General features: G+C 58.5%; 16 protein-coding genes. 4 read left to right on the forward strand and 12 right to left on the reverse strand.

Annotation, left to right across the window (positions count from 1 at the left end; genetic code table 11):
• The coding region (locus G518_RS35665; RefSeq protein WP_028603782.1) for a hypothetical protein at positions 1-192 on the forward strand (192 nt) is incomplete at its 5' end.
• Positions 193-288: 96 nt separating this feature from the next.
• Here G518_RS35665 and G518_RS41455 read toward each other — a convergent pair.
• The 4 genes from G518_RS41455 to G518_RS0117770 form a co-directional block, all read right to left on the reverse strand.
• The gene (locus tag G518_RS41455) at positions 289-726 is read right to left on the reverse strand and encodes a DUF6283 family protein (RefSeq protein ID WP_342663774.1); all 438 of its coding nucleotides are present in this window, start codon (positions 724-726) and stop codon (positions 289-291) included.
• A complete protein-coding gene (locus G518_RS35670; protein WP_051236953.1) occupies positions 624-959 on the reverse strand; it encodes an H-NS histone family protein in 336 nt (111 codons plus the stop codon). Before G518_RS35670 ends, G518_RS41455 begins: the two co-directional genes overlap by 103 nt.
• A 63-nt stretch (positions 960-1,022) precedes the next feature.
• Entirely contained in the window at positions 1,023-1,841 is an 819-nt protein-coding gene (locus G518_RS0117765; protein WP_028603706.1) for a hypothetical protein, read from the reverse strand.
• A gap of 323 nt (positions 1,842-2,164) precedes the next feature.
• On the reverse strand, positions 2,165-2,677 hold the full coding sequence (locus G518_RS0117770) for a hypothetical protein (RefSeq protein WP_028603707.1): 513 nt from the start codon (positions 2,675-2,677) through the stop codon (positions 2,165-2,167).
• Between the two features lie 1,103 nt (positions 2,678-3,780).
• On the opposite strand from G518_RS0117770, the gene G518_RS0117780 reads away from it, so the two are divergent.
• Positions 3,781-4,062 carry a hypothetical protein gene (locus G518_RS0117780; RefSeq protein ID WP_028603709.1) on the forward strand — a complete coding sequence of 94 codons (282 nt, stop codon included), beginning with the start codon at positions 3,781-3,783 and terminating at the stop codon, positions 4,060-4,062.
• Positions 4,063-4,156: 94 nt separating this feature from the next.
• Here the strand turns inward: G518_RS0117780 and G518_RS41560 are convergent, their stop codons facing one another.
• From G518_RS41560 to G518_RS0117810, 6 genes are all read right to left on the reverse strand, one after another.
• Positions 4,157-4,444, reverse strand: a complete 288-nt coding sequence (locus G518_RS41560; RefSeq protein WP_084651943.1) for a TrfB-related DNA-binding protein — start codon at positions 4,442-4,444, stop codon at positions 4,157-4,159.
• A gap of 3 nt (positions 4,445-4,447) precedes the next feature.
• Positions 4,448-5,593, reverse strand: a complete 1,146-nt coding sequence (locus G518_RS38590) for a ParB/RepB/Spo0J family partition protein (RefSeq protein ID WP_051236955.1) — start codon at positions 5,591-5,593, stop codon at positions 4,448-4,450.
• Entirely contained in the window at positions 5,593-6,366 is a 774-nt protein-coding gene (locus G518_RS0117795; RefSeq protein WP_028603711.1) for a ParA family protein, read from the reverse strand. Before G518_RS0117795 ends, G518_RS38590 begins: the two co-directional genes overlap by 1 nt.
• A 105-nt stretch (positions 6,367-6,471) precedes the next feature.
• Positions 6,472-6,918 (reverse strand): single-stranded DNA-binding protein, encoded by a 447-nt coding sequence (gene ssb / locus G518_RS0117800; protein WP_028603712.1) that lies wholly within the window; start codon positions 6,916-6,918, stop codon positions 6,472-6,474.
• 274 nt (positions 6,919-7,192) lie between these two features.
• The gene (locus G518_RS0117805) at positions 7,193-7,552 is read right to left on the reverse strand and encodes a hypothetical protein (protein ID WP_028603713.1); all 360 of its coding nucleotides are present in this window, start codon (positions 7,550-7,552) and stop codon (positions 7,193-7,195) included.
• 213 nt (positions 7,553-7,765) lie between these two features.
• Complete coding sequence (locus G518_RS0117810) at positions 7,766-8,224, reverse strand: hypothetical protein (protein WP_028603714.1); 459 nt, start codon at positions 8,222-8,224, stop codon at positions 7,766-7,768.
• 170 nt (positions 8,225-8,394) lie between these two features.
• Between G518_RS0117810 and G518_RS0117815 the strand changes: the two genes are divergently transcribed.
• On the forward strand, positions 8,395-9,276 hold the full coding sequence (locus G518_RS0117815; RefSeq protein ID WP_028603715.1) for a hypothetical protein: 882 nt from the start codon (positions 8,395-8,397) through the stop codon (positions 9,274-9,276).
• 94 nt (positions 9,277-9,370) lie between these two features.
• Here the strand turns inward: G518_RS0117815 and G518_RS0117820 are convergent, their stop codons facing one another.
• Positions 9,371-10,294, reverse strand: a complete 924-nt coding sequence (locus G518_RS0117820) for an ArdC family protein (protein ID WP_028603716.1) — start codon at positions 10,292-10,294, stop codon at positions 9,371-9,373.
• A 170-nt stretch (positions 10,295-10,464) separates the two neighbouring features.
• On the opposite strand from G518_RS0117820, the gene G518_RS35680 reads away from it, so the two are divergent.
• Positions 10,465-11,460: an AAA family ATPase gene (locus tag G518_RS35680; protein ID WP_051236959.1), complete on the forward strand. Its 996-nt coding sequence runs from the start codon at positions 10,465-10,467 to the stop codon at positions 11,458-11,460.
• 53 nt (positions 11,461-11,513) lie between these two features.
• Here G518_RS35680 and G518_RS0117830 read toward each other — a convergent pair whose 3' ends face one another.
• A complete protein-coding gene (locus G518_RS0117830) occupies positions 11,514-13,529 on the reverse strand; it encodes a DNA topoisomerase (RefSeq protein ID WP_028603717.1) in 2,016 nt (671 codons plus the stop codon).
• Positions 13,530-13,698 lie beyond the last annotated feature (169 nt).

Below are 13,698 nucleotides of genomic sequence, written 5' to 3' on the forward strand. Positions count from 1 at the left end.
CAGATGCAGGCGGTCCTGGATCGCTGGTCGAACCGCCGCCAGGTCATTCCACCGGAACTGATCGGGAAGATTGCGCCCACCAGGCTGGAGAGCATCAACTTGCGGGGTGTGTTTCGCTTCCCGGTTGACCGCTATGCTGACCAAATCCTGCCTTCGCGGCCAAATGCATCGATAACTGGCACCAATGGATGAAACCGACCACGGTTTGACGCCACGAATCGCAGATTTGAAAGTGAACAGGAAAGTCAATGAAATCAACGATCTACCAACACCACCTCCGCGCCAGTGCTAGCTTTTCGTACCGTCACTTATTGCACTGAAAACGAGGAGACCCCGATCAGCGCCGCGCAGCAAAAAGCCTGCGCACGCAGCTGGCCGGCTGGATCCGGACTGGTGGCAGGCGAACGCGAGCACCGACAAGTCGTATGCGGTGTGCGCCGACTGCTTGAAGGCCTCGGCCGGGAATTCGCCAACAGCATCGAGCCGCCAAGGGCAGTTGCAGCACGGCTGTCGACGGTAGGCCGATCCAGAGACCAGCACGGTGACAACCTGGTGCTCACCGTGCTCGTTCGAGCCACCTGGTCGGATGTTCGAGATCGACCCCAACGGGCAGAGGGTTTGCCTCAGGCAACCTGGTGCTCGCCGGCGGAGGCATCGACGGCAGAAGCGCTGGCCGCATCCTGGCGCGTGATCAAAAACTCGCGCCGATCCTTGTGTGCCAGCCACGCCGGGGCCCGGCCTCTGCCTGACCAGGTCGTTCCGGTCACCGGATCCCTGTACTTGGCATCCTTGGATTTTCTGGTGAGGACCGTGAGCAGCTGCGCGCGCTTGATCCCGTACTGCTCCACGATGCGGGCAATTTCGCCAAGTGCGGTTGACAACTCGGCTTGCCTGGCAACTTCAATCTGGGCTTGCAGTTCTTTCCTGCGTGCTAGCAATTCGCTGAGTGATGCGCTCATTTGGATGAAAGGGCCTGTTCAATGCGCCTAAATGCTAAGCCCTGAAAAAAGACAGCGCAAGCCTTAGCGATCAATTGGGATGAGGCGAATCAAGCCGCTTGGCTTAATCAAACATCTAGTTACCGATTTGCGTTCCCAATCATAATCTCGCGGCGATTCGGCAAGCGCCGTTTTTCTGGCCGGTGGTGCAATGATGTCCAAATCGACCAGCTGGCGTAAGGTGGCCGCAGCTTTTTCGGAGGTCAAGCCGGTCACATAGCAAAGTTCCGAGAAAAGGACATTTGACCAGCCATCCCGAGCTGAGTCGACGAGAAAACGGATTACCAGCTTTTGAATTGTCGGGAGTTTTGCGCTCCAGACCATAATGTTCATGATCGGATAATGACCCGGTAGCCTCGGCAGACTATTAGGATCGTCCTTGGCAAAGGCTTCCCCTTGTTGCCCTTTGTGTTTTTTGCCTTGTTGGGAGATCAGTTTGACTTTTCTGATGTCAATCGAATAGCGGCGTTGCCGTGCCGGCCCTTCAATACTGACAATTCCACTGGCTTCGAGTGATTTAAGCGTGGCGTCCGAATCGCTGCGTGCACAAAACGCGTACTGCGCGATTAAAGCGGAATCAGCGTAACAGTACCAGTCGTTTGCGGTGTGCCAGGCGATGGAGAGCAACACGCTTTTGGCGAGCATGTTTTCGGTCGGAATCTCATAGACTACGTCCAGCAATTCACCTGATACTTGTTTGATGAATTGATCGACTTCCAGTTCGTCAATAGGCTCGCTCTTTTTGGGAGCCGTTCTCCGCTTCACTTTGGTAGCGGGAACCGATCGCACCGCTTTCTTGGCTGGCGTTTTTGCGGGGACTTTCTTGGTGGTGGACGCGTTCATTGATCGTCTCTCTTCGGATGGTTCAGTTTCCAATCAATGCCGAGGACAGTTCGTCGGCCCGCAAAACCTGTCGGACTATAGCGGATGAGCCCTTAGTGCGTCATTGATGTGACACGAATGATGTGTAAGCGCACATGACATTCCAGTGCCTGGCAAGAGGGCGGATTGTAGTCGATGGGCAGGCGCATGTAAGTATTAGGTGTGACTCGTGCGCGGAACCCCCTTGAGCGGCCGCGGCCGGAGAGGGCGCATGTAAGTACTAGATGGTGATGAGCGGTGCGAGCCCTGGCGCCCGGCGGGCGAGCGTGAGGCGCATGTAATTATTAGATGGCGTTCAGCGCGCGCTTGCCCTGGACGAAGATGGGCGCGGTGCTGACCCGCGCGGTCCGCCTGCGCAGCTGGCGAAGGATCTCCTCGGTCTTCGCGCGCTCGGCCAGGCATTCCTCGATCATCCGCAGGGCGAGCTTGACCCGCTGGCCCTCCGGGTAGTCGCGCTTGCCCTTCATCGGCCGCATGGCTTCCAGCTTTTTTCCCTCTTCGAGGACCAGGCGCTGCTGGTACCAGCCGTACCTGGACCGCTTCACGCGGATGAGGGTGGGCTCCATGTCAAACCCCAGAACCTTGTCCATTTTGATGCGGCTTCGCTTTTGAAATACCACTTCGATTCGGTCTTCCACGTCCGGCCACAGGACTTGGATTTTCCTATTGGCTTCGAAGATCAGCATGTCGTAGTCGAGTATTCGGTTAATCGCGAGACCCACGGTCTTGATGCATGCGTCCGCGAACAGGTCCATCCTTTCGGGTGGCGTTTGTTTGGGATTGGCTGGTTTAGGCATGGCTGAATTTTCCAGTCAAAAAGCAAAGGCAGAGAACAAGCCTTTTATAGCAAAGGCATAGGAAACTTTTTTTTGGCAAAGGCATAGGAAAACCATTTTCGAGACAAAGGCAGAGGCTCACCTTTTTACGGCGGAAGGCTTAGGAACTTGCATTCCTTTCGGCGCGCGTTAGGGCCAGGCAGAGGAGTGCCTTTTTGCAGAAAGCGAGGGGGGTGAGGGAACCTATGTGGTTCAGGGCAAGAAGGCGGGGGGGTGAGGTACTTGGGTGGGGGTGGCCACCTGGCCTGCCGGAGAACTCCGCTGGAGCCAGTCTGTGGCGCGCGCGGCCAAATAACGAGCTGAGGGATTCAGTCGGCCGGGAAGGGCGTCCGCGTAATATGGCCGGCGAGCGGCCCACTTTGGGTTGACCGGGATTCGCGGGCAATTTCTGTGCGTCTTTGATGAGCGATGGTGGTTGTCTGTCGATGGCGTCGATTTGGGGCGCCGTTGAATTTGATTTGCGGCATGCGGTATGAGCGGTGATTCCTTTGAGGCGGTTTGCGCCGGAAGGGCTGAGGCTTTGCCCTGGCCTTGGCCGGGCTGGACTGAATTCAGCGCTGGGCTTGGTTCTGGTGCCTTCTTTGCCGATGCCGAAGGCCAAAGAAACAGACTGGGCTGTTATTTGCCGCCGCTGATTCTGAGCGGACTTCGTTTGGCGGCACCGTGCTGCGTCAGCCGCAGCGGCAGGCAGATCTTGCTGGGTGACGAACTTAGTTTTGCGGATGTCGACCCGAGCGCGAGTTGGCCAAGGGGAGGCCTCAGATCGGCTCAGGAGAGGTTTTTTTGACCAGCTGTACCTTCGAGCACTGCGCACCTGTTCACGCGTTTCTAGCGCGTTTGTGCGCCTCGCGGTTGTTGCCAGGCACATGGTCGGACCTTTGGCGGGTGGATGTTTCATGTGAGACATAGTTTGGCGAAAGTATGTGGAGACTTCCGCAAAAATAGACGCAGGTAACAAGACTAGCGCAATGCGGTTGTCAAATCTACTGACTTTGGCATAATTAGTAGTCGGGCTAGTTGTACTTTGGCAAAACTAAGTCTAAACATCTTTAGGAAGAAGTGACATGTCAACTGGTGACAAGTCGGTGATGGGGCGGCCTCGCAGCGCGCCGGTCTGGGATTCAAAAATGAATTACCGATTGACTGTTGCTGTTCAGAATGACAGGGACGTTCACACGGCACTTTTTGAGGCTGGTGAAAAATCCAGTGAATTCCTCATCGCCTGTGTGAGGCATTACCTGAAGGCGATCAGTAGTCCCTGTCTGGATACGGACTACCAGAATCAGGTCATTGCGAAAGCACTGTCTATTCCGCCACCCGATGCCGGTTCAACGCCCGCCGAATGACGTTCTGCGGTAAGATGTGCTGGCAGGTTGCTCCCTGATACCTGCGTAGACTGATTCAAAGCCCGGCAGCGATGCTGGGCTTTTTTTTTGAGCCTCAGGCTTTGCCCGCTAGCTTGCTTGCCTCTTCGAGCATGTGGGAGGCTTTTAGGACGAGTTGCACTGCACCGTTAACATTCTGTCTGGTGCACCCGTACTTATTCGCTATGGCGCTTTGCATGAGACCGTCTACTAAATGGAGCTTGGCTAGGTTCAGACGTTCATTTGAGACGCGCCCTAATAGCAAGGCAACTGCAGCGAACTGGGCTTCAGATAATCGCTGACCGGCCACTGGCCGGCCTCGCTTTCCAGTCTTTAGAGCGGTTGGAATGCGTTCGTCAGACATTTATCAGAGCATTTTCTCGATCTCGTCGGCGGAGAATTCCTCCTCGCCGGCGGCATCTGCGCCACTGAGAAATGCTGCGAGTCTCCTTGCAGCTCTGCCTTCCATTCCGAACGTGCCCTCGCGCAATCCTTTCATCACGGCCGGTGCGGTCCGGCTTGTTCTGTGCCCTTTATCGAACCACTCGCGCGCATCAGCCGCGTCTTGACCAGGTGCTGCTTGCGTTTCGATTTTGGCTTGGCGGCTGGCTGTGGCCGTCGGTGCCGGCGAACTCGGTGAAGGTGAGGTTGTGAACGGCGATTCATCTCCTCCGGCCGCGCCCATGCCGGCCAGGATGTCGCCACCCCCGCCACCATTTACGGGCCTGGCCGTCGTGACGCTGGGCGCCTGGCCCTCGAATTTATCCCCCGTTCGATCATCGCGATCGGGGTCATTGGCTTTTACTTTGGCCTTGGGCGGTTTCTCAGGCTTGCCGCGGTCTTTGACTTCCTTCACGATTTTTCGGGCCGAGGTCGACTTGTCGCTTTCTTTCAATCTGTCGACGATCTCCGCGGCCTTGGCTGGGTCTTCGCGTTCGATGGTTGCCACGGCGTAGAGCAGTTCCTTGTCGCTGCTGATTTTCTCGGACACCAGTCGTTTGGTGGTCTCAGGCAGGTCCAGGATGGCCATGGCCTTCACGTACCAAGCGCGCGAGATGCTGTTTCGGGTCAGCAGTTCTTCGACTGATCCGAGATGGTCCAACTGGGCCTTGAGGGCGTTTGCCTCCTCCTCCTGTTCCAGGTTTTTCCGGTGGACGTTTTCCTCGTACTGCAACTGCCTGATCTTTTGCTCTGCGCCTTCTTCGGGGAAGTGATAGACCTTTGCGGGGATCTGGGTGAGGCCAGCCAGCCGGCTGGCGCGGCATCGACGCTCACCCCAGATGAGGACAAAGTTGCCTTTCGTAGGGTGTGCCCATACGCCGATCGCCTGCATGACGCCACTTTTCTTGATGCTCTCGGATAGGCCGGCCACCGTGTGATCCCCGTCGAACTTCTTTCGAATCTGCGGGCGAACCTCAATGTCATCGAGGTTGATGTTGATGGTGAGCGGTGCGTCCAGGATCTCGTTGATCGTGCTGCCCTTGGACTTGAGCTTTGTGAACGGATTGCTCATCAGTGGATCCTCCTGAGAATTTCGGCGCAGGCTGCTTTCCATTCGCGGGCGGCGGCCAGGTGGCCGCTGCCCTTGGTGCGGTACCAAACGGGTTTGCCAGAAGCGATCGCTGCCCGGACTGAGACGCGCTCGCGAAGTTCGACTGGCAGCACGGCGTCGCCGTACTCGCTTCTGAGGCTGGCCAGCGCTTCGACGACAGCTGGCGAGCGGGATGTGGTTTGCATCGGGACGATGCCGATGTGCTTGAGCTGAGGGTTCAGCCCGTTGCTGCGGACGGCGCGGAAGGTGGAGTTCAGCTTCTCGACGCCGGCGAGTTCGTAGAGCCCAACCGCGACCGGGGTCACCACGAAATTGGCTGCGGTAAGCGCGCCCATGAGCACGTTGCCCAGGGTAGGCGGTGTGTCGATGATGCAGAGGTCATACAGGCCGCTGAGCTGCTGCAGCGCCTGCGCGGGATTGGTCAACACCCCGTTGTCCTCCTTCTCGACGTTGATCAACTCGCTGTCGGCTGGTATGAGCGCCATAGGACCTGGTCGCAATTCGCTGTGCATTCCCCTGAGAACATCTGGCGTGTCCTCGCCGAAGAGAACTGACGCTGTCAGCCCTTCGGCCACGAGTGGGACGTGGTCGAAGGTGAGGCTGAGGTTGCCCTGCAAGTCGAAATCGACCAGCAGCACCTTCGAGCCTTGCTCGACGGCGGCGTAGGCCAGGTGGACGGCCAAAGTGGTTTTGCCGACGCCGCCTTTCTGATTGGCGACGGTGAGGATTTTCATGAGGTGTTTCCTCCAGATGATTGAGTTGCGCAGACTGAGGTGAATAGCCCATGTGCTTTGCAATGGGCCTTATTGTTCGCTAACGTGCTATCAAAAAGATAGCGTCTAGAAGGGTATGTCGTCTTCGTCCGGACCGTCGAAGCCGCGGGAGTCTGTCGTGGCTTCCGCCGGCGCTTCGTCCTGATGTGGAGGCGTTGTCGGTGCAGCCTTGTCGGCAGGCTTGCGCTCCAGGCTTTGCACGTCGCTGCTGCGGATCTCGGTCGTGTAGCGATCGACGCCGTTCCTGTCCGCCCACTTGCGCGTCCGCAGCTTGCCAATCACCTGCACGGAGTCGCCCTTCTTGAGATAGGTCGCTGCGAATTCCGCGGTCCCCTTCTGCGTGACGATGTTGTGCCACTCGGTATGCGACTTCTGCTCGCCCGTGTCCTTGTCCTTCCATCGTTCGGTCGTGGCAACGCGGAAAGTCGTCTGCGGTGTGCCGTCGGGGAAATAGCGCTTTTCCGGGTCCGTGCCCAGGTACCCGGTCAGTACTGCCATGTTTGTTGATGCCATGTCGTTCCTCTTGGTTGGGGGGGAGGCCGGCCGAGGCCGCCTTTGGGTGGTGATCTAGATCACGCTTCGCATTCTTGCGAAATTGCAAGCGCTGTCAATGCGTAGAGCTTGCATTAATCAAAGCACAGAGTAACAAAGGACAGACAGCTATGAAAAACAGAGCAAGAATTGCAGAACGTAGACGGCAAGACCGTTTCGCGCGCGCGAACATGCGCGGTGTGTCATGGGGGCGACAGGCGAAAAAAAACCGCCCTGAAGAGGCGGCTTTTGGGGATCAGTGTGATGTCTCACCGACATCGAACTCGGCGTCATGCTCTCCCATGGCTTTGGCGACCATAGTGAAGAGCTCGGCGGTTGCCTGGCCATAGATTTCTGGGCGATCCCAAAAACCCGTGCCGTGCCCGTTTCGTGTCAGCCAGAGGTCATGGCCCAGTTGCGCGGCATCCAGGGCATCGAGCTTGAGTGGCCATGGCGCTTCGCGCAGTGAGTCTGAGAATCGTCGGCAGGCGGTGTAGACCTGGCAACGACACAGGGCCGTCAATTCTGCGGTTGCTGGGGGTTGGTCGAGATCCCCGGTTTCGGTGAAGTAGATCGCCTCGATGTAGGCGTCGGACATGCGTTGAACATCCAGCATGGGTCCTCCGTTTGATGGAAGGGTTGAACATGCGTGGAGATGGCCGTCTTGATAAAACCCGCCTGGCAGGCAGGCCCGATCCATGAAACAATGACGGCGGATCGGATCGAACCCAGTGCACGGGCATGTGCAACATATATCCCCAACCCGATCCCCTTTTCGGGCAAAGAAAAAGGAACCCGCAGGTTCCTTTGTGTAGATCAAAAATGCTTGTCAGAATTTGGCAAGTATCGATTCGATTTTGGTGGATTTCCAGTTGCCTGGTTCCTGGCCATCACCGAACTTCTCGTCCAGAAACTGGACAATTTCAGTCGTTGATTTGCTTTGAAGCGTTTGGAGCTCTTGGCCAGAAAGGCGTTTGAGAGCGAGACCGAGTGCGGCACCTAAAGCTACTGGAGGCAAGTCCTTTGGGGAGTCGACCTCGCGGCTTTGTGGCTTGCTCCTGTTGAGGAGCTGCTTCAGGCGGTTTGACGCGGTGCTGATCCGAATCAACGTGTCGACGAGGCTTGCGTACAGACGCGCCGTGAGGCGCAGCAGGTACACGGCAGTGACGAACATGGCGACCACGGCCAGCATCTTGGACACCGGGATGGTGAAGGACAGCGGGATGCCGATCGCGCTAAGGATCGAGGCGGCGAACGCCTGAAAGAACTCAAAAAGAGACTGGATCACGTCGACTCCTGGGAGGCTGGCGCCTGGTTGAACATCCCTGGAGATGGTGATTCGGTGAAAAGTGTCGTCGCCGGCGCATTCGGACTGGCCAGGCCAGCGCTGCCTTTAGAGCTGGAGCTATTTCCTTGGATGTTCAACCAGTCCCATTGGGACTATCCAAGGAGTGAAGCATGTCCAATGTTTCTCATGTTGCTGTGCGCGAGCCGAAGCAGTACAGCGTAAATGTTTGGGGTGACGATCAAGTTGCCATCGTCAAGTTCGAGATCAGTGACGAAACGGTAATGCAGATTGTCGAGCTGTCGAAGTTGGCGGCTGCGCTCGATCTGACGGGCGTGAGCCGCACCAGCTGGCTGACCACGTACTACGAAGACGACGAAGAGACCGAGGTGCGAACGGAGGCCCCCGAGTTGGTGGTCAGCAAAGAAGGGTTCTACTTCCAGGCGATGCTGCGTCACGACGATGTGATGATTCAATCGGAGGAGCAGCCGATCGCTGATCTCGTCGCGCACTTCGAAGTGGAAGAGGCGCCCTCGCCGATGTCGAAGATCCAGGCGGCATTCGCTGACATCACCGTCGGCTACGAAAAGGGTCTCAGAGATGCCATGGAGTCAGTCGTTCTTGCCCTGGGCGATGGCGTGCTGCGCTCGAAGTTGAACGCGGCGGTTGACACGGTCTTAGATGCCTGCGCGAACAACGACCAGTTGGTCGAGGTCAATGAACCGGATGATCCTCTGGGCCGGGTTCAAGCGCTGCGCGATCTTGGCTTCGCCGTCGCCATCTGGACGCCCGATGAGCTACACGAGGGCGTGGACATCAGCGTCTTGCAGGATTTGATGGTGGAGCGCGGTTCGAGCTACATCGACAGCACACGACCTCTGTCACCGTTCGTCGTGGTGCTTCGGGAAGACGATCTGCACAGCATCAAGTTTGCGTGTCAAGCTGAGGACCCTGAGCACGCCCAGGAACAGGCGGAGAACGCCTACCCGGCGGCAACTGTGCTTTCCGTCGTGGAGGCGGATCTGGAGGCCGCCGGCGCTACCGGAACAAATTGATCGCATCAGCCCAGCTCACTCTTTTTTGGAGTGGCTGGGCTTTTTTGTGAGCAGGCAAAAAAAAGCCACCGATGAAGGTGGCTTTGGGATCAGGTCAGAACCAGAGGTTTTCTTGTTCCTTGGCTTGCTTCTGTTTGTAGGCTTCGCGCTTGGCGATCGCCTCCTCAGTCGCAGCTTTCATCTGCTCGTCCAGTTCGGGAGCACATTCACGCATGACTGCGGAAGCGATACCCCATGGACGCATGATCTTTCCACCAGACAGGCCTTGTAGCACGGACAAGCACTCTTGAGGGTAGATGCCGTTGACCTTACCAGCGTAGCGCAAGCCGAGGCCGGAGTGGTAGGCAACAACCAGGTCGGCCGCCAGCCGTTCGATGAAGGTGGCCATGACGCCGGTGAGCTTGGCACCTTCTTTTTTCTGCTTCGCGTTGAACTCGGCGATGTGCTCAGCCGCCATTGCCTTTGCCTTCTTGGCGAAGAGCAGCATGGCGTCGACATCGACCTTCGCTTCCTTCACGCGAATCTCTCGATTGGCGGCGGAAAGGGCTGCGGGATCGTTGGGAGCTTTTTCTGTCTGACTGATGTGAAAGATCGGGATCGAGTTGAACACCTGGATGGTCCAAGCGTCTTCATCGTCGTCGTCGAGCGGCCGCGGTGCGGACGACTCTGTCGACTGGGATTCATCGTCCTTTTTGTCACGCTTCTTGGCGACCCGACCCGCATAGATTGCGTGCCAGGCTTTCTCGCCTTTGCGCACGCTGTTGCCGGCGCTCGCGTGCTGGCTGTGGGAGCCGAAGCAGCCGCTGTACGTGGCTTTTGCTACTTCCATTTGGGCCAGCAGCACTGGGATGTTCACGCCGACGTAGGGCAGGCCATTGGCCTTTACGGGCATGAAGTCGACACCTTGCCAGGGGTGCGTGGCGGTGATTTTCTGGATGACCCAGAGTCGGGCCATGTCACAGAGACGGGTAGCCGCTTCGCGGCGGGCGTCGGTCGATTGGGATGAGGTTTTTGCCATGGTCACTCCTGAAGGAGAGAGGGGTTGAACATGGCTGGAGATAGCTCGAACAGGAAAAACCGGCTTTGCAGTGTTCGCGCGCGCGAACACGCCTGATGCATTTCGGGGGAATGCCATTTCCACGCATGTTCAACCCCCCCCAGCCAAGCTGGGGCATCAGGAGTACTTCAATGTTTGACGAGACAACTACTTTTCAGATTACCCACGCGCAGGTTGGCGCGGATGAGCTGTTCGGGATCCAGGTGCCGGAGAGCCAGCGGGCCAACACCATGTTTCCGGTGAGGACGGGCGCGCTGGACGGCGTCCCTGAGATCGATATGAGCTACGTGTTCCGGCCGGATCAACTCGCCCTGCTGCGGTTCTTCTACCGCGGTGACGAGAAGGCGCTCATGCTGACCGGCGAGACTGGGCCAGGCAAAACCAGCCTGGTGGAGCAGACAGCTGCTCGTACCAATTGGCCGGTCGTGGCCGTGGGATGCCATGAAAAACTGGAACTCCAGGAGCTGATTGGCAGAATCACTATCACCGAAGCCGGATCCACAGGTTGGCAGGATGGACCCGTGATCGACGCAATGCGGCGCGGTGCGATTCTCTTGCTCGATGAGGGCAACTTTCTGGATCCTGGTGCGGTCGGTGGTTTGAACCGCGTGCTGGACACCCTGCGCAACGTCGGCGGTGCCAGCTACTCCATCCCGGAGACCGGCGAGACCGTCAAGGCCCATCCGGACTTCCGGGTGGCGATGACCGGCAACGCGATCGACGGCGCTGGCAAGTCGAACTACCGAGGAATCAAGCCCATGAACTTGGCGCTCCTCGATCGATTCACGCTGGGCATCTCGGTGGACTACCTACCGGCCGATCAGGAAGTGACGATGCTCCATCGGCGCTCGCCGCAGGTCCGCGAGGACCTCATCAAGTTGATGGTGGAGGTGGCCAACGGCGTGCGCAACTCGTTTGCCAACGGCGACATCCGCTGCACAATGAGCACTCGCGTGTTGATCTCTGTTTGCGCCAAGCTGTCCACCTGCCCTGCGGAAAAGCAGCCCATGGTGTTGCTCCCGATGCTCAAGTCGACCATGCTCTTTCGCGTTTCAGTCGAAGACCGAACCGCCATCGAGAACGTGGTGAATGAGATGGCGCAGCGCGACGGCGTTGTACTGAGCTGAGTCAGCTCGCCAGTGATCCCAAACCGCTCCTCCCCGGAGCGGTTTTTTTTGGCCTATGCCCGGACACCCTTGCTGGAGGGGCGGCGGGCTTTACCCGCGCGTGCCGGACGCCTGGACAGCTGAGCCTGTTCTGGCATCTGCTCGGGTGATGGCATCGCTGCCAAGGCGCTGCCATCCCTGGCGGCTTCGAGCACGGTCTTTTGCACCAGCATCTGCAGCTTTGCCCGGAAGTCGCTGTAGCTGAGCTGCCCATCCTTGATGCTGTCGAGCAGGCCTTCGAAGTAGCTGGTGAGATCCGGTACAGCGAGTTTGGGCGGAACGCATTTGATGTAGACCTCCGCCTTGGGTGTTGGCACATAGCTGGTCATCTTGCCGCTCTTGCTCTCGATCACGAACTCGTTCTGGATGATCTTGGCAATGAGCGGAGCACGCGTCGCAGAGGTGCCCAGGCCTTCCACCTGCTTGAGGTGCTTCTTGATGTTGGGGTCGGTGACGAACTGCCAGGCCTTTTCCATGGCGTCCAGCAGCGTCACCGGCGTGAAGCGCTTGGGGGGTTCGGTCTTTTTGGCTTTGACTTCGACCGGGCTGGCCAGGCCGGCTTCCCCGTCTTCGATCTGGGGCAGCTTGACCTCCTTCTCGTCGTCATTGCTGCCAAACAGTGAGCGCCATCCCTCATTGATCACCGCTTTGCCCGTGGCCTTGAAGCTGTGCTCGCCGATCGGCGCCACGATCGATGTGCTCCAGTACTCGTGGTTGGGGGCGAACTGCGCCACGTACTGGCGGACGATGAGCGCGTAGATGTCGGCGTCGCGCTTGGGCAGCTCACGGATCGACTTGTGGGCCAGCAACGGAATGATGGCGAAGTGCTCCTTTAGCTTGGCGTCGTTCCACGCTGCGGACTTCTGACTGGGATCCAAGGGGGTGTTGAACTTGAACGGCTGCCCTGCGCCCAGATTGGCGCAAACCGCTTCGATGGTCTTGGCGGCTTTCGGCCACTGGTCGGTGGGGGCGTACTGGCAATCGGTGCGGGGGTAGGACGTGAGCTTGTGGGTCTCGTAGAGCGCCTGGGCGGCTTGCAACACGGCGTCCGGCGAGTAGCCCATGCGCGCGGCCGCCTTCTGCAGCTCGGTCAGGCTGAACAGCAAAGGGGGCCCATCTGCCTTGCGCTGCCTGGTCACCTGCAGAGTCGATGTCTTGCCACTGCAGGACCTGGCCACGGCTTGCGCGTATTCGCGGGAAAGGAGCAGCTGTCCAGATGGGTCGAACTCTGCCCTTCCCTCTGCATCCTTCGGGCGCTGCCAGGTCGCCTGAAAGGCTCCCTTGCCCTGCACGTTGATGGTGGCGACGATGCCAAAGTGGTCGATAGGTACGAAGTTGCGGATTTCGTTCTCGCGTTGAACGATGAGGCCAATGACTGGGGTCATCACGCGCCCAAGGGCCAGGATGCCCTTGTGGCCGCGCTTCCACCACAGCGTCGAATAGGCCCGCGTGCCGTTGATGCCGACTCCCCAGTCGGCTTCGGCCCTGCAGAGCGCGGCCAGGCCGAGCAGCCGATAGTCCTCGTTGGACTGCATCTTTCGCCATGCGTCCCGAATTCCCTGGTCGGTCTGTGCGTGCAACCAAAGGCGCTTGGTGGGACCCTTCCACGAGAAGCGCCTGAGGATGTTGTCGACGATCAGTTGACCTTCCCGGTCGGGGTCGCCGGCGTGCACGACCAGGTCGGCGCGCTTGAGCGCTTCCGAGATGTATTTGAGGCGGTCGATCACGCCGTTGTCAGGCGTTGCGCGGCCCTTGCCCTTGCCCTTGCCCTTGTTGGCCCGCGGTGCCCACTCCAGCCGATCAGGCAGGCAGGGTAGGACCTCCAGGCGCCAAGGGAACTCGAACTGCTGGTCGTAGTGCTCTGGCTCGGCGAGCTCCAGCAGGTGCCCCAGGGCGCCCACGACAACGACATCACCCACCCGTTGTCCGAGGCCCGCCGGCTGGACAGGGTTGCCTGTGGACTGGCTGATGGCGTTGGCGATGTCCCTGCCCATGGCAGGCTTCTCGGCGATAACAAGAGTCTGAGGCATATCGATCCACCATTGATAATTGCAAACATTGTATGGATAAAGTACAAGAAACACCAAGCCGGCCGGGGTTGGAGACCAGGTTCAAGGGTTTCGACGGCTTTATTTTTTGATGCCATCTCCAGCCATGTTCAACCGGATGGCTGTCTGCTCGACACCATCGTCAATCTCA

This window comes from Ottowia thiooxydans DSM 14619, from assembly GCF_000422885.1.
GTDB lineage: Bacteria > Pseudomonadota > Gammaproteobacteria > Burkholderiales > Burkholderiaceae_C > Ottowia > Ottowia thiooxydans.